Annotated in this window: 22 protein-coding genes; 11 read left to right on the forward strand and 11 right to left on the reverse strand. The window is 61.7% G+C overall.

Features of this window, described 5'->3' with window-relative positions:
* Positions 1 to 25 precede the first annotated feature (25 nt).
* Positions 26 to 643 carry a TPM domain-containing protein gene (locus HX812_RS30535; protein ID WP_033902701.1) on the forward strand — a complete coding sequence of 206 codons (618 nt, stop codon included), beginning with the start codon at positions 26 to 28 and terminating at the stop codon, positions 641 to 643.
* 87 nt (positions 644 to 730) lie between these two features.
* Positions 731 to 1,948 carry an SAM-dependent methyltransferase gene (locus HX812_RS30540; protein WP_038849833.1) on the forward strand — a complete coding sequence of 406 codons (1,218 nt, stop codon included), beginning with the start codon at positions 731 to 733 and terminating at the stop codon, positions 1,946 to 1,948.
* 103 nt (positions 1,949 to 2,051) lie between these two features.
* Here the strand turns inward: HX812_RS30540 and HX812_RS30545 are convergent, their stop codons facing one another.
* The 6 genes from HX812_RS30545 to HX812_RS30570 all read right to left on the reverse strand — a co-directional run bounded on the left by HX812_RS30545 (position 2,052) and on the right by HX812_RS30570 (position 9,053).
* The gene (locus HX812_RS30545; protein ID WP_038842300.1) at positions 2,052 to 2,951 is read right to left on the reverse strand and encodes a DMT family transporter; all 900 of its coding nucleotides are present in this window, start codon (positions 2,949 to 2,951) and stop codon (positions 2,052 to 2,054) included.
* A gap of 102 nt (positions 2,952 to 3,053) precedes the next feature.
* Entirely contained in the window at positions 3,054 to 5,612 is a 2,559-nt protein-coding gene (locus HX812_RS30550; protein ID WP_038842302.1) for a TonB-dependent receptor, read from the reverse strand.
* A gap of 128 nt (positions 5,613 to 5,740) precedes the next feature.
* A complete protein-coding gene (locus HX812_RS30555; RefSeq protein WP_038842304.1) occupies positions 5,741 to 6,712 on the reverse strand; it encodes a FecR domain-containing protein in 972 nt (323 codons plus the stop codon).
* Positions 6,709 to 7,248 carry an RNA polymerase sigma factor gene (locus HX812_RS30560; RefSeq protein WP_038842305.1) on the reverse strand — a complete coding sequence of 180 codons (540 nt, stop codon included), beginning with the start codon at positions 7,246 to 7,248 and terminating at the stop codon, positions 6,709 to 6,711. Before HX812_RS30560 ends, HX812_RS30555 begins: the two co-directional genes overlap by 4 nt.
* A gap of 115 nt (positions 7,249 to 7,363) precedes the next feature.
* The gene (locus tag HX812_RS30565) at positions 7,364 to 8,242 is read right to left on the reverse strand and encodes a dihydrodipicolinate synthase family protein (protein ID WP_038842308.1); all 879 of its coding nucleotides are present in this window, start codon (positions 8,240 to 8,242) and stop codon (positions 7,364 to 7,366) included.
* Between the two features lie 28 nt (positions 8,243 to 8,270).
* On the reverse strand, positions 8,271 to 9,053 hold the full coding sequence (locus tag HX812_RS30570) for an aldolase (RefSeq protein WP_028619303.1): 783 nt from the start codon (positions 9,051 to 9,053) through the stop codon (positions 8,271 to 8,273).
* Positions 9,054 to 9,158: 105 nt separating this feature from the next.
* On the opposite strand from HX812_RS30570, the gene HX812_RS30575 reads away from it, so the two are divergent.
* Positions 9,159 to 9,686 carry a helix-turn-helix domain-containing protein gene (locus HX812_RS30575; protein ID WP_033902693.1) on the forward strand — a complete coding sequence of 176 codons (528 nt, stop codon included), beginning with the start codon at positions 9,159 to 9,161 and terminating at the stop codon, positions 9,684 to 9,686.
* On the opposite strand, the gene HX812_RS30580 is transcribed toward HX812_RS30575, so the two are convergent.
* On the reverse strand, positions 9,687 to 10,703 hold the full coding sequence (locus HX812_RS30580; protein WP_038842312.1) for a DUF4917 family protein: 1,017 nt from the start codon (positions 10,701 to 10,703) through the stop codon (positions 9,687 to 9,689). It abuts the gene before it with no gap.
* Between the two features lie 123 nt (positions 10,704 to 10,826).
* Between HX812_RS30580 and yiaY the strand changes: the two genes are divergently transcribed.
* Positions 10,827 to 11,975, forward strand: coding sequence for an L-threonine dehydrogenase (yiaY, locus tag HX812_RS30585; protein ID WP_038842315.1), 1,149 nt, complete (start codon positions 10,827 to 10,829; stop codon positions 11,973 to 11,975).
* On the opposite strand, the gene HX812_RS30590 is transcribed toward yiaY, so the two are convergent.
* Positions 11,942 to 13,129, reverse strand: a complete 1,188-nt coding sequence (locus HX812_RS30590; protein WP_038842317.1) for an MFS transporter — start codon at positions 13,127 to 13,129, stop codon at positions 11,942 to 11,944. The genes yiaY and HX812_RS30590 overlap by 34 nt on opposite strands.
* Before the next feature lie 94 nt (positions 13,130 to 13,223).
* Between HX812_RS30590 and HX812_RS30595 the strand changes: the two genes are divergently transcribed.
* The 5 genes from HX812_RS30595 to HX812_RS30615 all read left to right on the forward strand — a co-directional run bounded on the left by HX812_RS30595 (position 13,224) and on the right by HX812_RS30615 (position 18,464).
* Entirely contained in the window at positions 13,224 to 13,898 is a 675-nt protein-coding gene (locus HX812_RS30595) for an NAD(P)H-binding protein (protein WP_038842318.1), read from the forward strand.
* On the forward strand, positions 13,898 to 14,812 hold the full coding sequence (locus tag HX812_RS30600) for a LysR family transcriptional regulator (RefSeq protein WP_038842319.1): 915 nt from the start codon (positions 13,898 to 13,900) through the stop codon (positions 14,810 to 14,812). The genes HX812_RS30595 and HX812_RS30600 overlap by 1 nt, the downstream gene beginning before the upstream one ends.
* Before the next feature lie 129 nt (positions 14,813 to 14,941).
* Positions 14,942 to 16,135: a CaiB/BaiF CoA-transferase family protein gene (locus HX812_RS30605; RefSeq protein WP_038842322.1), complete on the forward strand. Its 1,194-nt coding sequence runs from the start codon at positions 14,942 to 14,944 to the stop codon at positions 16,133 to 16,135.
* Complete coding sequence (locus HX812_RS30610) at positions 16,132 to 17,073, forward strand: hydroxymethylglutaryl-CoA lyase (RefSeq protein WP_038842325.1); 942 nt, start codon at positions 16,132 to 16,134, stop codon at positions 17,071 to 17,073. The genes HX812_RS30605 and HX812_RS30610 overlap by 4 nt, the downstream gene beginning before the upstream one ends.
* Before the next feature lie 59 nt (positions 17,074 to 17,132).
* Positions 17,133 to 18,464 carry an MFS transporter gene (locus tag HX812_RS30615; protein WP_038842328.1) on the forward strand — a complete coding sequence of 444 codons (1,332 nt, stop codon included), beginning with the start codon at positions 17,133 to 17,135 and terminating at the stop codon, positions 18,462 to 18,464.
* On the opposite strand, the gene HX812_RS30620 is transcribed toward HX812_RS30615, so the two are convergent.
* On the reverse strand, positions 18,465 to 18,953 hold the full coding sequence (locus tag HX812_RS30620; protein WP_038842331.1) for a DMT family transporter: 489 nt from the start codon (positions 18,951 to 18,953) through the stop codon (positions 18,465 to 18,467).
* A gap of 68 nt (positions 18,954 to 19,021) precedes the next feature.
* Between HX812_RS30620 and HX812_RS30625 the strand changes: the two genes are divergently transcribed.
* The gene (locus tag HX812_RS30625) at positions 19,022 to 19,939 is read left to right on the forward strand and encodes a LysR family transcriptional regulator (RefSeq protein WP_038842334.1); all 918 of its coding nucleotides are present in this window, start codon (positions 19,022 to 19,024) and stop codon (positions 19,937 to 19,939) included.
* A 7-nt stretch (positions 19,940 to 19,946) separates the two neighbouring features.
* Here the strand turns inward: HX812_RS30625 and HX812_RS30630 are convergent, their stop codons facing one another.
* On the reverse strand, positions 19,947 to 20,231 hold the full coding sequence (locus HX812_RS30630; RefSeq protein ID WP_025855368.1) for a type II toxin-antitoxin system RelE/ParE family toxin: 285 nt from the start codon (positions 20,229 to 20,231) through the stop codon (positions 19,947 to 19,949).
* Positions 20,221 to 20,460, reverse strand: a complete 240-nt coding sequence (locus HX812_RS30635) for a CopG family ribbon-helix-helix protein (protein ID WP_038842337.1) — start codon at positions 20,458 to 20,460, stop codon at positions 20,221 to 20,223. The genes HX812_RS30630 and HX812_RS30635 overlap by 11 nt, the downstream gene beginning before the upstream one ends.
* Before the next feature lie 104 nt (positions 20,461 to 20,564).
* Between HX812_RS30635 and fos the strand changes: the two genes are divergently transcribed.
* Positions 20,565 to 20,975, forward strand: coding sequence for a fosfomycin resistance glutathione transferase (fos, locus tag HX812_RS30640; RefSeq protein ID WP_038842340.1), 411 nt, complete (start codon positions 20,565 to 20,567; stop codon positions 20,973 to 20,975).
* Positions 20,976 to 21,019 lie beyond the last annotated feature (44 nt).

The following is a 21,019-nucleotide window of genomic DNA, read 5'->3' on the forward strand; positions in this document are numbered from 1 at the left end:
TAATAATGAGAGAGCAAGCACAACCATGGCATTACTGACTGAACACGAGCAGCGCCAAGTCGCGGAAGCGATCGCCCGCGTGGAAAAAACCACCGACGCAGAGTTGGTGACCGTGCTGGCAGCCCGCGCCGACGACTACGCCTATATCCCGCTGTTGTGGGCCAGTCTGATCGCGTTGGTGGTGCCCGGCGTGGTGCACTACTTGTCGGGCTACCTGACCATGTACACCTTGCTGTTGGCGCAATGGGCGACATTCATCGTGTTGTGCCTGGTGTTCCGTTTGCCCAAGGTGACCACGCGGTTGATCCCGCGTTCTGTGCGCCACTGGCGCGCGTCCAACCTGGCGCGGCGGCAGTTCCTGGAGCAGAACCTGCACCACACCCTTGGCAGCACTGGCGTGCTGATTTTTGTCAGCGAGGCGGAACGGTACGTGGAGATTCTGGTGGATGACGGCATTTCCAAGCGCCTGGATGACGGCAGTTGGGATGTGATCGTCAAGGCGTTTACCCAGCAGGTGAAACAGGGGCAGACGTTGGCGGGGTTTATCGACTGCATCGAAGCCTGCGGCGAGTTGTTGAAGGTGCATGTGCCGGTGACGCAAACCCGCAATGAACTGCCCAATCGATTGGTGGTGCTGGAGTAAGGCGTACCGCTGGTCAAATAACTCCGTGCCCTGGCGGGCTATCCCCCCTAAAATGCCCGGCATTCCCTGCCCGAGGCGTTTTTGTTCATGTCTGTCACCGCTCAACCTGCCCGCCCTGCGCCGGATCATCACGCCCAGTTCATTGAACTGCTCAGCGCAAGCCTCGCGCAAAACGCCTTTATCAAGCTGGTGCTGGCCAAGTACGTCGGTGAGGAAGCCGAGTTGCAGCGGCTGATCATCAAGCCGGTCACGGTCAAGGAGCAGGCGTGCCTGTCCTTCGTCTACCGCTACAAGACCCGCGACATCACCAAGAACTTCCCGCAGGCCGAAGGTGTTGCAGCGATTGCCGCGTTGCTGCCGGCGCAGTTCAAGAACGCGCACCTGCTGTCGCTGACTGACGAAGTCCAGTTGGAATACAGCAAGAAGAACAAAAGCTCGCTGTTCAAAAGCAAGCCGCAGCAACTGCGTGAAGCGCCGTCGGCTGAGCATAACCGCGAGAAGAATCGCTTTCTCGACCTGAGCCGGCCATTCCTCGCCGACCTCGGTGTGACCGACGCCAGACAGGCGCTGATCCCGTCGATGTCGCGCAAGTGGAAGCAGATCAACAAGTTCATCGAAGTGTTCAGCCATGCGCTGACTTCATCACCCTTGAAGCTGGACCAGCCGGTGCGTGTCGCTGACTTCGGCTCGGGCAAGGGCTACCTGACCTTTGCCATCCACGACTACCTGCGCAACACCCTCAAGGCCGAGGGCGAAGTGACCGGCGTCGAGCTGCGCGAAGACATGGTGACCCTGTGCAACTCAGCCGCCGCCCGCCTGGAGCATCCGGGGCTGGTGTTCAAGTGCGGCGACGTCCGCAGTGTGGCGCCCAGCGAACTGGACGTGATGATCGCCCTGCATGCCTGCGACATTGCCACGGACTACGCGATCCACACCGGCATCCGTTCCGGTGCGTCGATCATCATGTGCTCGCCGTGCTGCCACAAGCAGATCCGCCTGCAGATCCAGAGCCCACTGCTGCTCAAGCCGATGCTGCAATACGGCCTGCACCTGGGCCAACAGGCCGAAATGGTCACCGACAGCTTGCGTGCGTTGTTCCTCGAAGCCTGTGGGTATGAGACCAAGGTGTTCGAGTTCATCTCGTTGGAACACACCAACAAGAACAAGATGATTCTTGCCGTGAAGCGCACCGAGCCGGTGGACAATGCGCAGTTGCTGGAGAAAATCCGGGAACTCAAGGCGTTCTACCACATCACTGAACACTGCCTGGAAACCCTGCTGCGCGCGGATGGTTTCTTAAGCTGAACACACACAACCCCTGTGGGAGCGGGCTTGCTCGCGAAAGCGTCAGATCAGTCGAACTCTTGGTGACTGACACACCGCTTTCGCGAGCAAGCCCGCTCCCACATTAGACAACGCTCGGCTTTGAAACGGGTGCTGGCTGCACCGCCGTCTTGCGCCCCAGCATCACCGTCACGATCACTCCACAGGCAAACAGCCAGGTGATTGGCTCGATGTGTTCGCCAAAGAACAGCGCCGAAAACGCGATGGTGAAGAAGATCTGCAACAGCTGGATCTGGCTGACCCGCGCAATTCCGCCCATGGCCAACCCGGCGTACCAGGCAAAGAACCCCAGGAACTGCGAGAACAGCGACACGTAGCCAAACGCCCACCAGGCGCGCATGGAAATCGCCCCTTGATGCTGCGCCGCCAGGTACCACACCGGCCCGATCAGCACGGGCGTCGACAGCACCAGCGCCCAGCAGATCACCTGCCAGCCGCCCATCTCCTTGGCCAATCGGCCGCCTTCGGCATAACCCAGGCCGCCCACCGCGATTGCACCGAGCATCAGCAAATCACCGGCCTGGATACTGCCGGCCCCGGTGATCAACGCGTAGCTCAACACCAAGCCACTGCCCAGCGCCGCACAGGCCCAGAAGGCTTTCGACGGCCGTTCATGGGACAGCCACGCCGCGTACAGCGCCACGCACAACGGTTGCAGGCCGTTGACCAGCGCGCCATGGGACGCCGGCAAGGTCTGCATGGCCCAGGCTGACAACACCGGGAAACCCAGGATCACGCCCGCGATCACCAGGCACAGCCCGCGCACCTGGCGCCAGGTCGGCCAGCGTTCGCGGCGCCACAGCAACAGCGCCGCCGCGGGGATCGCCGCGAACAACGCGCGGCCCAGGCCGTTGAGCAACGGGTGGATTTCCTGCACCACGATGCGGGTGAAGGGCAGGGTCAGGCTGAAGATGATGACGCCCAGCAGGCCGAGGGCCATGCCGGTGTTTTCGCGCGAGCTCATGGGGAAGAACCGAAATCTAGAGGGCTTCAAGGGAAGCCCATCTAGCCACATCCCCCGCCGATTGCGGGCCTACAGCTGGGTGCGGATTTATCCGTACAGTTTTCAGAAGAAGCGCGTGATGCTGATCTTGGCATCACGGCCCTTGGTGTAGGCACGGTCGCCGCTCAGGGCCGGACGGAAGTTCTCGTTGAACAGGTTGTCCACCGTGAAGTTCACTTCGGTGCCTTTCAGGTAGGCCTGCTGTGGTTTCCATTTGGCGAACAGGCCCTGGGTGTTGTAGCGCTTGTTGCCGTACTGGTCATAGAACAGGTCGCCCACGCTGCTGCCGGGGCCGCCGGAATATTTGTCGCTGGGCAAACGCGAGGTCGCGCCGATGAACTGACCGGTCCAGCCCACTTGGGCATCCCACGCCGGAATGTTGGTGCCGAGCACCAGTACCCATTTGGTCGGCGGAATATCCCGTGCCGCCACATCCGGGCCCCAGGGGTTGGTGTAGGCGCCTTCATGGTCACCCTTGGCATAGGCGAAGGACACCGAACCGAACAGGTAGGTGGAGTTGTAGAACGATTCGAGTTCGAAGCCCTTGATGGTCAGGCCGCCGATGTTGCGATAGTTGGACATGGCGCCCGGCGGGCAAGCGGTGGAAATGGTGCCGCCGTTGATGGCCTGGTTCTGGCAACCGACGCCGGTGGCCTTGAAAATTTCGTCTTCGACTTTGTTGTGAAAGAAGGTGGTGCGCAGTTGCAGGTTGTCGTCGTGGGCGATCAGGTTGTCGAAACTGCTGACCGTGCCCACGCTGATCGAGGTGATGCGTTCCGGGTCGAGGTCGACGCTGGTGGCGGTGCGGCTGCCCAGGCCCTGGACCTCGTACTGTTCATCGATCACCGGCGCGCGCCAGGTCTTGCTCCAGTTGGCGAACAGGCCGAGGTGCGGGTTGACCGTCCAGAACACCGCCAGGCGCGGCGACCAGCCGGTGTAGGTGCGGTCGCTGTAATCGTGGCCGAAGGACGGATCGGGGTTGCTGTAGTACGGCGCATCGTTGGCTTCGCCGCGGTTGCGCACGTGGTCGTAGCGCATCGATGGGGTGATGGTGACGTCGCCCAGGGTCACTGCATCCTGCACGAAGAAACTGTTGGTATCGACCTTGCCGTGGGGCATGAAGCCCGGTTGGAAATGCCCGTAGTTGTAGCGCGGGGTGTTGTAGGTGGTGCCCGGCATCCACATTTCGGTCTCGCGGATGTGCTTGCGGATTTGCCCGCCCACAGTGACGGCATGTTGCAACGGGCCGGTGTCAAACAGGCTGACGTTGCGCACGTCGAGGTTCTTGTCGGTGTAGGCGGTGTCCATTTTGCGCCCGCCGGTGGCCAGTTGGAAAAACGCCGTGGCGTCGCGTTCGTCGGTCTGGTCGGTGTTGGACTGGGAGTATTTGACGGTCAGGTCCACCAGCGGGTTGTCCAGCGGTGTGTATTCGTATTTGCCCGACCACGTGGTGTCGACCGTGTCGCGATGGGCCAGAAACCGCTTCAACGCCGCTTCGTAGCCATAGCGGTCAATGTTGGCCTGGGTGGGCGGCGTCGGGTAGCTGGCCGCCGAGAACGGTGTCCAGCGGTCGCTGTGTGAACGCGAGTAGGACAAGCCAACGGCGTGTTCTTCGGTGAAGTGAGCGTTGACCTTGAACAGCTTGCCGTCGACATTTTGCGCGGAGTTCGGCAGACGCTGGGGGTTGATCGGGTACTGATTGTTCTCGTTGGGCAGTTTGGCGGCGACCTTCATGTCGTCGCCATCGCGTTGAGTCAAATAGGCCAGTGCATCGAAACGGCCATCGTCGGTACGCCCGTACACGGCGCTGCTGTAGACCTGCTCATGGTCGTTGCTGGAGTAACCGTATTTGAGCATCGCGCCACTGTTGCGACCGTCCTTGAGCAGGTCGGGGGCATCCTTGGTGGTCATGTTGACCGTACCGCCAAACCCGCCGTTGCCGGTGAAAGGCGAGTTGGGGCCTTTCTCCACCTCGATGCTTTTGATCAGTTCGGGCTCAATGAACACCGTGCCTTGCTGATAGCGTTCAAAGCCGCTTTTGGTGGCGCCATCGACGGTCAGCGGGACGTCTTCGGCATCGCCGAACCCACGGATATTGATGGTCTGGCCGCCAGGTTTCAGCGAGCCGCCCTGGCTGACGCCGGGCAGGGTCTGCAACAGGCTGGGGATGTTATTGGACTGGTAACGGTCAATGTCTTCCTGGCTCAGGGTCGAGCGGCCAACGGTGTTGGAGTTGACCTCGGTACCGGTGCCGATCACGCTCAGGGCGTCCAATTGGATCACGCCGCTGTTGGTGGTCTTGCCCTCATCGGGGCGCACGACGTAGGTGCTCCCGACCTTGATCAGGGTGAACTCGCCGTTTTTCAGCAGGGTGCGAATCGCCACTTCCGGCGTGAAGTCGCCGTTGAGCGCGGGGGCTTGCACGTTCTTGAGCAGTTCTTCATCGAACAACAGCTGGATTTTTGCCTGCTGCGCCACCTGGCTCAGGGACGTGGCCAGCGACTGCGCAGGCAGTTGCAGTGTGAGCGAGTCGGCCTGGGCACTGAGGCTAAATACCAGGCAGCTAGCGATGAGCGTCGGTCGAAGAAACAGGTGCAAAGCGTGGCAAGGCGCGCGAAACATGAAATCCCCCGGTGTGGCCAAATGGCCGAAAAGGTGTGCGTATCAAACGCAGACCGGGGGAAGACGGGGCTGCTCGAAAAAACCACACCTGCGAATGCAAAATATTCTCAAATAAGAATTTTGCAGGGTTATTTGCTCGGTTCGATCCTTACGATTCCATCGGCCGACGCCACGGTTTTCACCGGCAGCAGGGCAGGCAGGGCATTGAGCAACGCGTCGGGATCATTCACATCCAGATTGCCCGAGACCTTCAAGTGCGCCACTGCGTTGCTGACCTGCAGCGGCGCCTGAGGGCGATACAGGCTCAGCTCATCGATCAGGCTGGCCAACTCGCGGTTGCGAAACGACAGGTGGCCGCTGCGCCAGTCGGCGACCTCCTCGGCGGTGAGGGTCTGCTGCTGCAACGTGCCTTTGGCGTAGCTGAAGATCGCACGTTGCTGGGCGCCCAACAGGGTGACGGGGCTTTTGGCGTCCGGCTCGAACGCGACCTGCCCATGGGCGACGCTGACCACCAGTTGCTGCTGGCTGCGGCGCACATCGAAGCCGGTGCCGACCACGCGCACATTGGCCTCGCCGGCTTGCACGAACAACGGTCGTTCCTTGTCGGCGGCCACTTCGAGGTACAGCTGGCCTTTGTCCAGGTGCACGATGCGTTGGTGCGCGGTGAAATCCAAACGTACGCGGGTGTTCGCATTCACATACAAGGTGCTGCCGTCGGGCAGATTGAGGGTGCGCATGCCTTTGGCGTGGGCTGCGACCTGGGTGTGATACAGCTCGCGGGGCGCGCCGATAGGCGTGGTCATGACCGCGCATAACAGGGCGGCGGCCACGGCCAGGGCAGGGCGCCATGCCGACGGTTTGCGCTTGGGCAGCGCCACGGGTTTGTTCAGTTGCTGCAACTGGGCCAGGTCTGCCCACAGTTGCTCGAATTCGGCATAGGCGCGGGCGTGGGCGGGCTCGGCTTGCCAGGCGGCAAAAGCCTTGCGGTCGGCACGCCCCGCGTCATTATTGCGGTTGCGGGCAAACCAGCTGGCGGCTTGGGCATCGATGGCGTCGCTGTCTTCGATGTCGAGCACGTCGGTGTCGCTCAGGCGGTTCATTCTGGCTGCTCCGTGCCGGGTTCGTGTTGAAGGCGTCGCTTGCAATGCAGCAGGGCAAAAGCGATGTGCTTTTCCACCATGCTGGTCGAAATGCCCATGCGCTCGGCGATCTGCGCCTGGCTCAAGCCTTCGAAGCGGTGCAGCATAAGGGCTTCTCGCCTGCGGGGCGAGAGTTCGGCGAGGACTTCTTTCAACTGTTCCAGGCGTTGCAAGCGCTGCACGGCGGCCATGGGATCGTTTTGCTCGTCGGTGACCGGCTCGGCGTCCATTGCGGCCTGATCAGAGTGGACGGTATGCCGTACCTTCTGTTTGCGCCAGTGATCACGCAGCAGGTTGCGCGCCATCTGGAACAGAAACGCCCGTGGCTGCTCGACCTTGGCCCGGTCGCGGTAGTCCAGCCACTGGGTGAAGACATCCTGGGTCATGTCCGCCGCGTCGCTGGCGTTGTCTGTGCGCTTGCGCAGGAAATACAGAATATCTGTATAGAACCCGCGAAAGGCATCGGCCGACAGCGGGTCGGGCTTGGGACGAGACATGGATATCCTTCTTGACGAAGCACGACGTGGATAAAGTCGCGAATGGTATCGAGAACCATTGTCATTTGTCTCGTTTATTTTGTCGGAGCCGGATATCCGGCTCCTGTCGCCGTTTTCAGACGGTTGTCAGCAGTTTTCTCAACTGTTCAATCCCGGTTTCGCCCAGTGGGAACACCGGCAGACGCGGGTCACCCGCTTCCAAGCCGGTCAACCGCAATCCGGCCTTGATCGTCGCCGGCAACCCACCCTTGAGGATGAAGTCCAGCAACGGCAACTGGCGGTAAAACAGCTCCCGCGCCTGTGTCAGGTCATTGGCCAACACCGCCTCATACAACGCCAGGTTGAGCTGTGGGATCAGGTTCGGCGCCGCCGTGCACCAACCCTTGGCACCCGCCGCGAAGGCTTCCAGCGCCAGCGGGTTGCAACCGTTGTAGAACGGCACGTCGCTGTGGCGATGCAGCTGATGCATGCGCTGGATGTCCCCGGTGCTTTCCTTGACCATGGTCACGCTGGCCACCTGCTTGATGATGCGCAGGATCAGGTCCACCGACATGTCCGTGCCGCTGGTGGCCGGGTTGTTGTAGAGCATGATCGGCACGCCGATGCTGTCGCCGATCGCGGCGTAGTGGGCGATGATTTCCGCTTCGCTGAGTTTCCAGTAGGAGGTCGGCAGCACCATCACCACATCGGCGCCATTGGCCTCGGCGTAGCGGGCGCGGCGTACGGCTTTGGCGGTGGTGAGGTCGGACACGCTGACGATGGTCGGCACGCGCCGCGCGATTTTTGCCAGGCTGTAGGCGCTGACTTCGTCCCACTCGGCGTCGCTCAAATAGGCACCTTCACCGGTGCTGCCCAGTGGCGCGATGGCGTGTACGCCGCCGTCGATCAGGCGGTCGATGGAGCGGCCCAGGGCGTCGAGGTCAACGCGTTGGCCGTCGGCGCTGAACGGGGTGATGGTGTAGCCGATGATGCCGTGAATGGTTGGGCTGGACATGGGAAGTCTCCGGTCAGAAAAGGGCTAGTCAGTTCAGGCAATCGGCGTGTTGACGCAGGTTCTGCCGGGCGTAGTAGTTGAACGCGGCACCGTGACGCTTGGGCCGGGAGATCCAGTCGTGGGCCTCGCGCCCCAGCTCCGGCAGGATCGGCTTGATGGTGCCGGCCGCCATCGCCAACAACTGCAATTTGGCCGCGCGCTCGATCAACTGCGCGATCACACAGGCCTCCTCGATGCTCGCCCCGGTGGACAACTGACCGTGGTGCGAAAGCAGGATCGCGCGCTTGTCACCCAGTGCCGTGGTGATGATTTCCCCTTCTTCATTGCCCACCGGCACACCTGGCCAAGCCTCCAGGAAGGCGCAGTCTTCGTACAGCGGACAGAGATCCATATGGGACACCTGCAGCGGCACTTCCAGCATCGACAGCGCGGCGATGTGGGTGGGGTGGGTGTGGATGATGCAGTTCACATCCGGCCGCCCACGGTATACCCAACTGTGAAAACGGTTGGCCGGGTTGGGGATGCCGTGGCCTTCCAGTACTTCAAGGTCCTCGTTCACCAGCAACAGGTTGCTGGCGGTGATCTCATCAAAACCCAGGCCCAATTGCTGAGTGTAATAGGTGCCCTGTTCCGGTCCGCGCGCGGTGATCTGCCCGGCCAGGCCGGAGTCGTGGCCGTTCTCGAACAGGATGCGACACGTGAGCGCCAGCTTTTGCCGGACGGTCCACGTATTATCCGCCAGAGTGTTTTGCATCTGGACCAGTGCTTGCTTGACCAGTTGGTCTTTTGGGAGTGCTAATGTCTTGGCCATATCGGGTGCCCTCGGTGGCTGCAAATGACACTAACGATGCTATATGACACTTTGTGTCATTGGCAAGCACAGCTCATCGCTTACTGCATGGATTAATCGCGGCACATGTCTATCCGTTTGAAATTATTGAGAAAAAAACTTGGTGTGACGTTGGATGTCCTGGCCGAAAAGTCCGGGATGACCAAGAGTTACCTGTCCAAGGTCGAGCGCGGGCTCAACACGCCGTCGATTGCCGCCGCGCTGAAACTGGCCAAGGCGTTGAACGTGAAGGTCGAAGAGCTATTCAGCGAAGACAGCGTCAGCCTCGACAGCTACAGCCTGGTGCGCAGCCATGAGCGCCCGGACACGTCACCGGGTTACGCGGTGCTGGCCCATCAGGTCAGCGAACGCAGCCTGCTGCCGTTCATCATCTACCCGCCGGCGGAGTTCACCGACAAGACCTTCAAGGAGCATGTGGGGGAAGAGTTTCTGTTTGTGCATGAAGGCCAGGTGGAAGTGGATTTCATGAACGAACGGGTGATCCTGGAACGCGGCGATGCACTGCACTTCAATGCGCAGAAGCCCCATCGATTGCGCTCGGTGGGGCCGGTGCAGGCACAGCTATTGGTGGTGGTGCACAGCAGCGAAGCGTGATCAGCGTTCGACAGGGACGGACAGGGCAGGATGACCCAATGGATGCGTGCGCGCCGCAAAGAACTTCAGTTCCACGCCCGCCCCGTCGAACAACTCCGAATACCGTCGCTTCTGCTGACGGATAAACCCCTCACTGCGTCCCGACACCGAGATCGCCAGCGTCGTCACGTTGGCCTGGCGAATCGCATCCACCAAGTGTTTATCCTGCGCTCCCAAGTCATGGCCAAAGATGCACAACGCACCTTCGTGGCTGAGCAACTGCTCATAGCAGAACGACAGGTAATCCGAACTGCGGATGGTCTTGAGCTTTTCCTCAACCTTGCCCTCGCTGACAAACAGCGGCACATCATCGAGGGTCTTGATCGTGTTGTTGATCGCAAAGCTGCTGAGCAAGGTGCTATCAGTGGTCGGCAATTTGCGCGCGGTACCATCCAGGTTGCGCACCAGGTGCAGGCCGCCGTGCAGGTAGAGGATGCGTGGTGCGTCGGTGCGGGTATTGCGCAGGTCGAAGCTGGTGTCTGCGCTGCGGAACAGGTCATCGATGCCCGGTGTATGCAGGATCGCCCAATAGTTGAGCAGGTCGTAGTTGCTGGTGAACACCGTCGAGTATTGCTTCAGCTCAGCGTTGATCGTCGCCAGCGTCGACGGCTGCACCAGGCGCCACGGGATGTGCACGGCATGGATGGTATTGATCAAGGCTTCCTTGATCGCGTAATAACGATTGCGCGGCGCCGCCGAGCTGACCGCCAGGGCCTTGTTGACCCGGCTTGTGGTCTTCAACGCGCCCAGGGCTTGCTCGAAACTGCGGGTTTGCAGGGCGTCGAACACGCTGAGCTCGGATTGGCTGAGGGGTTTTTCCTCAACGGTGCGGGCGTTTTCGAACAGCGAGTCGTAGGCGAAGTCTTCCCAAATGGCACGGCTCGCGCCATTGCCGATCAGAATCCCGCTGAAGTCCGTGCTGCTGCGCAGTGCGCTCCAGTCTTCAAGGTGGGCGTCAATATCCTGGAAATCCTTCATTGCGGCGGGTCTACTCGAAATCGGCTGGGCGGAGACTTTATCACGGCTCGGCGTTGATCCTGATCAAGATGCGGCGGGTGGCGCAGGTTGATGCTGTAGGCATAAAGCCTCTGAGGATTGACCATGAGCAGCACCTTCTTCATCCCCGCCGTCAACATCATGGGCATCGACTGCCTCGACGAAGCCATGACCGCCATTCGCAACTACGGCTTTCGCAAGGCGCTGATCGTCACCGACGCCGGCCTGGCCAAGGCCGGCGTGGCGAGCATGATCGCCGAGAAACTGGCGATGCAGGACATCGACTCGGTGATCTACGAAGGCGCCAAGCCCAACCCGACTGTGGAAAACGTCGAGAAAGGCCTGGCGCTGTTGCAGGAAAGTGCCTGCGATTTCGTGGTGTCCCTGGGCGGCGGATCGCCCCATGACTGCGCCAAGGGCATCGCCCTGTGCGCCACCAACGGCGGCAAAATCGGCGACTACGAAGGCGTCGACCAGTCCGCCAAACCGCAACTGCCGCTGGTGGCTATCAACACCACCGCCGGCACCGCCAGCGAGATGACCCGTTTCTGCATCATCACCGACGAAACCCGCCATGTAAAAATGGCCATCGTCGACCGCAACGTCACGCCGCTGCTGTCGGTCAACGACCCGGCGCTGATGGTCGGCATGCCCAGGGGCCTCACTGCCGCCACCGGCATGGACGCGCTCACCCACGCCATCGAAGCCTACGTGTCCACCGCCGCCAACCCGATCACCGACGCCTGTGCCATCAAGGCCATCGAACTGATCAGCGCCAACCTGCGCCTGGCGGTGCGCGATGGCAGCGACATGGCCGCGCGGGAGAACATGGCCTATGCACAATTCCTCGCCGGCATGGCCTTCAACAATGCATCCCTGGGTTTTGTGCACGCCATGGCGCACCAACTGGGTGGTTTCTACGACCTGCCCCACGGCGTCTGCAACGCGGTGTTGCTGCCCCATGTGCAAAGCTTCAACGCCAGCGTCAGCGCCAAACGCCTGAGCGACGTAGGCCGTGCGTTGGGGGCCGACGTCAAGGGCGTCACCGATGAGGAGGGCGCGCAGGCCGCCATCGCCGCGATTCGCAGCCTGGCCCATGATGTCGAGATCCCGGCCGGACTGCGCGAGCTGGGCGCCAAGTTGCAGGACATTCCCTTGCTCGCGACCAACGCGCTGAAGGATGCCTGTGGGCTGACCAACCCACGGCGGGCGGATCAGCGTCAGATCGAGGAGATCTTTCGCAACGCATTCTGATCCGCGTGGCAGCGGGCGACGCACACGCATGCGGCGCCCGCCAACACCAGGCATAAAACCGCCAACGGCCACGCCTGCTGACTCACCAGCAGGCTCGCCACACCGCCGATCAACGCGGCCATCAGTTGATGCATGAAGCCGCTCAAGGCCATGGCATAGGACCCGCTCACCGGCGCTTCATCATTGGCCACGGACAAGCTGATCGGGTAACTCATCGATTGCCCGAACACCGCCAGGCAGTACGGCAACCACAGCAAGATGGCGAGCCCGCTGGCGAACAGACTGCCGAGCAGCATCACCGCCGTTCCCAGCAATACCAGGGTGACGCCCCAGCCCATCATCCTCAGCCGACCCGTGCGAGCAACGAAGCGATTGACCATCAACGCCCCCGCGAGATACGCCGCGCTGATCGGCCAGCCCAGCCAACCATAGTGCGCCGCGCTCCACTCGAAACGGCCCTGCAGGATCAGCGGCGCGCAGGTATTGAACGCGATGATCACCCCATAACCCAGGCCGCCGGCCAAGGCGGCGTGCAGAAACGGCGGGTGTCGCACGATTGCGGCGTAGATGCGCCAGGCGCGGACCTGCGAGTCGACGTTCACCCGCGTCGGGAAGGTTACGCGGTGCAACACCAGCATCAACCCAACCGCGCCAATCGCCAACCCATAGAAGATCGCCTCCCAGCCGAACGCCACCTGCAACAATGAACCGGCGAATTGCCCGATACCCAAGGCCACCACGAAGGTCATGCCCAGCCACGACAAACCCTTGGCCAACAGCGCACCCTTGAAACTGTCGCGCACCAACACCCGCGCCATCACCGAAACACCGCCAGCGCCCAAGCCTTGAACCAGCCGCAATGACAGGAAGGTTTCAACGTTGAACGCCAAGGGGATTGCTGCACTGGCCAGCGCATACACGGCGAGCGCCGCCAGCAGCACGGGCTTGCGCCCAAAACGCTCACCCAGGCTGCCCCATAGCAACATCGGTAAAGCCATGCCGACCAAGTAAATCGCCAGGGCCAGGGCAACATGGTCTTCGGCGGCGGGGAGGGCGTGGGCAATGGCCGGGACGGCGGGCAGGTAACTGCTGATGCCGACCTGGGCGAGGAAGGCGGCGCTGCAGGCCAGGGCAAGGGTGGTGGTATTGTTCAAGGGCCGACTTTTCCTTTTTCAGCGGTAAGCTACAAGCTGATAGTGTGTTTGTCTCTAACGTGCGGCTAAACGTTTGTAACCAAGGAACCAACCCATGAGAGTTCTGTTATTCGGCGCCACAGGCATGGTCGGCCAGGGCGTGCTGCGTGAGTGCCTGTTGGCCGCCGACGTGCAGGAAGTCGTTGCTGTCGGCCGCACGGCCCTGACCCAGGAACACGGCAAGCTGCATCAGGTGTTGCACAGCGACATGCTGGATTTCCAGCCGCTGGAAAACCTGTTGCAAGGCTTTGATGCGTGTTTCTTCTGCCTCGGCGTATCGTCGGCGGGGATGAATGAAGTCAAGTACACCCACCTCACCTATGACCTCACACTGGTCGCCGCCAGCACCCTGGCGCGGCTCAATCCGCAGATGACGTTTATCTATGTGTCCGGCGCCGGTACCGACAGCTCCGAAGCGGGCAAGTCGATGTGGGCGCGGGTCAAGGGCAAGACCGAGAACGCGTTGCTGCGCCTGCCGTTCAAGGCGGTGTACCTGTTCCGTCCGGGCGTCATCCAACCCTTGCATGGCGTGCGTTCGAAGACGCCGCTTTACCAATCCTTCTACTCGGTGCTTGGCCCCCTGTTGTCGTTTGTGCGGCGGCTGAAACCGGGTTGGGTGGTGAGCACCGAGACAGTGGGCCGGGCGATGTTGCAGGCGGCCAGCCAAGGCGCGCCGCAGGCGGTAGTGGAGCAGGCCGAGATCAATCGGCTGGCCAGCGAGCGTCGCTGATGCTGCACAGGAGCCTGGTGCGGCGGCTGGACCTGATCACGCTGCAGCTGTTCGTCGCGGTGTTTGAGGAAGGCACGCTGACCCGCGCCGCCAACCGCGAAGCCATTGCCGTGTCGGCCGCCAGCAAGCGCTTGATGGAGTTGGAGCAGGTGCTGGGCGTCAGCCTGTTCGTGCGGCGGGCCAAGGGCATGGACCTGACGGCCGCTGGTGAAACCCTGTTGCACCATGCACGACAGATGCTGTTCAACGTCGAGAAGATGGGCCTGGAGTTGGGCGAGCACAGCCACGGCGTGCGCGGTTATGTGCGGATGCTGGCCAACCTGTCGGCGATCATTCAGTTTCTTCCGGAAGACTTGCGGGATTTTTCCGAGCTGCACCCGGAAGTGAAAACCGACCTGGAAGAGCGCCCCAGCAATGGCGTGGTGCAGGGTGTATTGGATGGCGTGGCGGACCTGGGCATCTGCTCCAGTGACACCGACACCAAAGGCCTGCCCAGCGTGACCTATCGCCACGACAAACTGGTGGTGCTGATGCCGGCGGATCACCCGTTGGCGGCGCGCAAAACCCTGGCGTTTGTCGATACCCTGGACAGTGATTACGTGGGCCTGCACGCCGCCAGCTCCATCAACATGCGCACCCACGCCGCCGCGCGCGAGGCGGGCAGGATGCTGCGCCTGCGCATTCATGTGCCGGGGTTCGATGCGATGTGCCGGATGGTCCAGGCGAACATGGGCATCGGCATCCTGCCGCAGAAAGCCTATGAGCTGTTTGGTCGTGCATTGGGTTTGCATGCCGTGCCGCTGACGGATGACTGGTCGGATCGCAGCCTGATCCTGGTGGTACGCGATGAGGCGCAGTTGTCACCGGTCAGCCGGTTGTTGTTCGAATATCTGCGCACCGAGCACAATTTGTAGTGAGCGGGGCAAGCCCGCTCACTACAGTGTTCGCGTTTAGCGAACGCTCCTTGCCAACTGACGGTTGGATTTCTCCTGCACCTGGCCTCTAGTCTTGGCATCACATTCCAAGAATAAGAGGTACACCCCATGACGGCTCCCCTGAGCGGTATCAAGGTGATCGAGATCGGCACCCTCATTGCCGCGCCGTTCGCCGCCCGGCTCATGGCCGAGTTTGGCGCCGAGGTGATCAAGATCGAAGCCATGGGCCAGGGCGACCCGCTTCGCAAATGGCGAAAGCTGCATGAAGGCACGTCGCTGTGGTGGTACCTGCAATCGCGCAACAAGAAGTCGCTGGCGCTGGACCTCAAGTCGCCGGAAGGCCTGGACCTGATCAAGCAACTGCTCGTCGACGCCGATGTGTTGATCGAAAACCTGCGGCCCGGTGGCCTGGAGAAACTCGGCCTCGGTTGGGATGTGCTGCATGCCCTCAACCCCAAGCTGACGCTGGTGCGTATCTCCGGCTACGGCCAGACCGGCCCTTACCGCGACCGTCCGGGTTTCGGAGCCATCGGCGAGGCCATGGGCGGTATCCGCTACACCACCGGCAACCCGGATTCGCCGCCGGCGCGAGTGGGCGTGAGCCTGGGTGATTCCCTGGCGTCGTTGCACGGCGTGATCGGCGCGCTGATGTCGCTGCTGCGGGTCAAGACGGGGCAGGGCGATGGGCAGATTGTGGATGTGTCGCTGGCCGAAAGTGTGTTCAACCTGATGGAAAGCCTGGTGCCGGAATACGACATGCTTGGCCATGTGCGCGAACGCAGCGGCGGCGCCTTGCCGGGCATTGCGCCGTCCAACACCTACCTGACGGCCGACGGTGCCTATGTGGTGATCGCCGGCAACAGCGACCCGATCTACAAGCGCCTGATGCACACCATCGGCCGTGCCGACCTGGCCGAAGCACCCGAATTCGCCCACAACGATGGCCGCGCCGCCAAGAGTGGATTGCTCGACGCCGCGATCACCCACTGGACCAGCAGCCTGCCCATCGAGGCGGTGCTGAGTGCCCTGGAAGCCGCTGAAGTACCCGCCGGGCGTATCTACTCCGTGGCCGATATCGTCAGCGACCCACACTACCAGGCGCGTGACATGTTGCTCACTGCCCAGCTGCCCGGCGGTGTGTCGGTGAAGATGCCGGGCATCGTGCCCAAACTCTCGCAAACCCCTGGCGGCGTGAACTGGCAGGGCCCGACGTTGGGCCAGCACACCGACGACATCCTCGGCAGCCTGGGCCTCACCGGCGCCGATATCCAACGCCTGAAAACCTCGGGAGTGGTGCAATGATCACTGATTATTCCGACGCACTGATCGTGCAGGAAGTGTCGCCGCGCGACGGCCTGCAGATCGAGCCGACCTGGGTCGAGACGGCCGACAAGATCGCCCTGGTCGACCAGCTGTCCCTCGCCGGTTTTTCGCGGATCGAAGCCGGTTCGTTCGTCTCGCCCAAGGCCATTCCGGCGTTGCGTGATGGCGAGCAAGTGTTCCAGGGCATCGAGCGCAGGCCGGGTGTGATCTACGTAGCGTTGATCCCCAACCTCAAGGGCGCACAGCGTGCCATCGCGTCCCGCGCCGATGAACTGAACCTGGTGATGTCTGCCAGCCAGACCCACAACCTGGCCAATATGCGCATGCGTTGCGAGGCGTCTTTGGCGGCGTTTGATGACATCGTCAGTTTTGCCCGCGATTACCCGGTAAGGCTCAACGGCAGCATCGCCACCACCTTCGGTTGCCCGTTCGAAGGCAAGATTGATGAAGACCGCGTGTTGCAGATTGTCGAGGCGTATCAAGCGCTGGGCATCCAGGGTATCAGCCTGGCGGACACCACTGGCATGGCCAACCCGCGTCAGGTGGCACGCCTGGTCAAACGCGTGCTGGAGCGTGTGTCCGCCAGCGATTTGACCTTGCACTTCCACAACACTCGCGGCCTGGGGTTGTGCAATGTGCTGGCCGCCTATGAAGCCGGCGCCCGGCGTTTTGACGCAGCGCTGGGGGGCTTGGGCGGTTGCCCGTTTGCGCCGGGGGCGTCGGGCAATATCTGTACCGAAGACCTGGTGAACCTGTGTGATGAAGTCGGGATTCATACGGGTATCGACCTGCCGCACTTACTGCACATGTCTCGCCGCTTGCCGGCCTTGTTGGGACACGAACTGCCTGGCCAGGTGGCCAAGGCCGGACGCAACTGCGATCTGCATCCACCGCCTGCCTACATCGCCACGCTGTAACACCGCACCAGACAACAAAAACAATCGGGCGCCTGTGAGCAGCCCGCTGGAGAGAAACCATGAGCACTAATACGTTGGAGGCCGGCGCGCGCCCGGCCGCTGAAATCGATGCCGAAAAAGCCCTGGTCAGCAAGGTCGCCTGGCGCCTGATGCCGCTGATCATGGTGTGCTACCTGTTCGCGTTTTTTGACCGGATCAACATCAGCTTTGCCAAGTTCCAACTGCAAGCGGACCTGAGCCTGAGCGACACCGCCTATGGCCTCGGTGCCGGGCTGTTTGTGGTGGGTTATGTGATCTTCGAAGTGCCGAGCAACATGATGCTGTACAAGGTCGGCGCGCGGCGCTGGATTGCGCGGATCATGATGTCGTGGGGGCTGGCGACGGCGGCCATGGTGTTTGTTACCGCCGAGTGGCAGTTCTACGGCCTGCGCTTCATCATCGGCGCGATGGAGGCGGGTTTTGCCCCAGGTGTACTGTATTACCTGACCTTATGGTTCCCGCAGCATTTCCGTGGGCGCATCACCTCGATGCTGTTCCTGGCCTCGGCCTTTGCGGGCCTGGTGGGCGCACCGTTTTCCGGCCTGGTGCTGGAACACCTCGACGGTGTCTTCCAGATGCGCGGCTGGCACTGGTTGTTCCTGCTCGGCGGCTTGCCGTGCATCGGCCTGGGCTTCCTGGTGCTGACCTTGCTCAAGGACCGCATCGAAGACGCCCATTGGCTGACGGCGGCGGAGAAGACCTTGCTGTCGAGCCGCATCGCCAAGCATGAGCCGAACCAGCACGGGGGCTCGCTGCTGTCGGCGATCCGTATTCCTGGGTTCCTGATGCTCGGCTTCATCTACTTCCTGATCCAGGTGGCGTCCTACGGCCTCAACTTCTGGGCGCCGCAGTTGATCCGCAGCGCCGGCACCCAGAGCCCGGTGATGATCGGCCTGCTCACGGCGATTCCTTATGTGTGTGGCGCCATCAGCATGGTGGTGATCGGGCGGCTGTCGGATGCCACGGGCGAGCGTCGCAAGTTTGTCTGTGGCCTGGTGGTGCTCGGGGCGGTGGGCTTCTTCAGTGCCGGTATTTTTGCCGATCACACCACCTTCCTGATCATCGCTCTGGGTATGTTGGGCGCGGGCATCATCGCGTCGATCCCGACCTTCTGGACCCTGCCACCCAAGTTGCTGGCCGGAGCTGGCGCCGGCGCGGCGGGTGGTATTGCGGTGATCAATACCCTCGGCCAGTTTGGTGGCATTGTCAGCCCGGTGATGGTCGGGCGGATCAAGGACCTCACCGGCAGCACTACGCCGGCGCTGTATGTGATTGGTGTGTGCGCGCTGTTGGCGGCGGCGTTGCTGTTGTGGGGCCTGCCGCAAAAACTGCGCACCCTCGATAAAGGCTGATCAGCCAGCGGTTGCCAACGCACGGGCCGGTGTGGCGCTGAACTGAATCAACACCACGCCGCCGATCAACAACAACGCCCCCAGCACGCGGGGCGTTGTCAGTTGGCGTTCCACCAGGCCGAACAGGCCGAAGTGATCCAGCACCAGCGACGCCAGAATCTGCCCGGCCATGGCCAGCGCGATAAATCCCGAGGCGCCGAGCTTGGGCAACAGCATCAACGCCAGGGAAATAAAACACACGCCAAACGCGCCACCGGCCCACATCCATAGCGGCGCCTTGCTGATAAACGCCAGGCTCGGCAGCGGCAGGCGCAGCGCCAGAATCACCGGCAGTAACACGATGATACTCACCAGCAACGACGCCAGCGTGGCCCACAGCGGATGGCCGAGGCCGCGTCCGAGGTTGGCGTTGATCGCACTTTGAAACGGCACCACCGCGCCGGCGATGACCGCCAGCGCCAATAAACCCACCCAATGCAGCGTAGTCATGTCGAATCTCCCAGAGGTTTTGCTGGACTCTAGGCTATTCGTCACGCAAATTTAAATTCCAAGTTCTTATGCCGAGCATGCAGCTGATGAATGATCTGCGCCGCATCGACCTCAACCTGCTGGTGATCCTCGACGCCTTGCTCAGCGAGCAACACGTCACCCGTGCGGCTGAGCGTTTGCACCTGAGCCAGCCGGCAGTCAGCCACGCGCTGGCGCGTTTGCGTGACCTGCTCGGTGATGCGCTGCTGGTGCGCCAAGGCGGCAGCCTGGTGCCAACTGCCCGCGCGCTGGAGTTGGCCGCGCCACTGGCCGAGGCCCTGGCCCAGGTGCAGGCCTTGCTGGCGCCGAATCGCTTTGACCCGGCGTCGGCCAAGCGCAGGTTTCGCGTGGCGATGTCTGACTACAGCGCGGCGATTTTCCTACCCGACCTGGTGCGAGTGCTGCGCCGCGAAGCGCCGGGTATCGACCTGCAAATCATCCAGGCCAGCCGTGAGGGCATGGTGGACGGGGTGCTCAATGGCGATATCGACCTGGCGGCGGGCGTGTTCCCCGACATGCCCGCCGAACTGCGGACTACGCCATTGTTCGAAGAGCACTACACCTGTCTAGTGGACCGCGACAGCCTTGCGGCAAGCGGCACACTGGATCTGCCCACCTACCTGTCACGTCCCCACGTATTGCTGGAAATGCGCGGCAGCGGCACGCCGGAAATCGAGCGGGCGCTGACAGCGATTCGGGAGCGTCGGCATGTGGCGATCAGCCTGCCGCACTGGGGCGTGGCGCCGCAGTTGATCCGCGGCACGGACTTGATCCTGACCGTGTCTTCCCGAGGCTTGCTGGAGATTGATCACGCGCATTTGCTGGCGGTACCACCGCCCTTTCATATTCCGTCGTTTGCGTTCGAGCTGGCGTGGCATGCACGGCGGGGTGGGGATTCGGGGTTGCAATGGTTGATTGGGCGGGTGCAGGGGGTGTTACAAATCTGAGCCTTCATCACCAGGATGCGGGTGGCTGGCGCCGGGTATGGAAGATCCGCATCACTTGCAATCGGCCCTCTCGGATGCGATACGGGACAATGTAGGGCCATCTAGGCACGACCCATTCGCGAGTCCCTGGCACGCGTCCCTCTTTTCCCATCGCTGGAAATTCAGCAATCTGTTGGAGCCCAGTCAAGATTGCCTGGACAAATTCGTGGGCCGCTTTTGGATTTTCTTCAGCAATATAAGCGGCTTCATCGTCAAGGTTCCTGAGGGCTGCCCTCAGCCACTCAACCTGCATTAGTGCGCCATTTGTCAGCGACAGCTTCTACCTCGGCAGCGGTAGCGAAATCGCCCGCATCCGCTTCTTTCAGCGCTTTTTGAATTTCCTCAATTTGCCAGGCTTCGCGCGTGAGGTATTCGCGTAATGCGTCAACCGCCAGAAAGGATTTGCTGCGCCCGGTGGCCTTGGCGAGACTGGCAAGCGTATCGGCGATATCTTCCGGTATACGTAGGGACATGACAGACATGACGACCTCGTTGTAGTGACATGTAGTGCAACATACTACATTGTCACCGTGCCCCTGGTTTCCCCCGTTCGTCAGGGGGCGTTCTGATTGTAAAAGGAGTATCCATGCTCTCAGGCTTCAACCACCTGACCCTGGCCGTCACCGACTTGCCGCGCAGCATCCGCTTCTACCATGAGCTGCTGCAACTTCACCTGGACGCCACTTGGGACTCCGGCGCCTATCTCTCACTGCCGGGGCTCTGGTTATGTTTATCGCTTGATCCACGGCGTGACTCGAAGCCGGCGACCGATTACACCCATTACGCGTTTACCGTGGCTGCGGCTGATTTCACCCGGTGCGTAGAGCGCCTGCGAGCGGCGCAGGCAGAAGAATGGCGCGACAACCGCAGTGAAGGTGCCTCGTTCTATTTTCTCGACCCCGATGGTCACAAGCTCGAAGCCCACGTCGGTGACCTGGCCTCACGGCTGCAAGCCTGTCGCGCCAAGCCCTATGCCGGAATGAAGTTTTACCCGTAGCACGGGAACGTGCAGAATCTGTTTACCTCTTAACCCTCCGTTTG

The sequence above is a fragment of the Pseudomonas sp. IPO3749 genome (assembly GCF_013386605.1).
GTDB lineage: Bacteria > Pseudomonadota > Gammaproteobacteria > Pseudomonadales > Pseudomonadaceae > Aquipseudomonas > Aquipseudomonas azotoformans_A.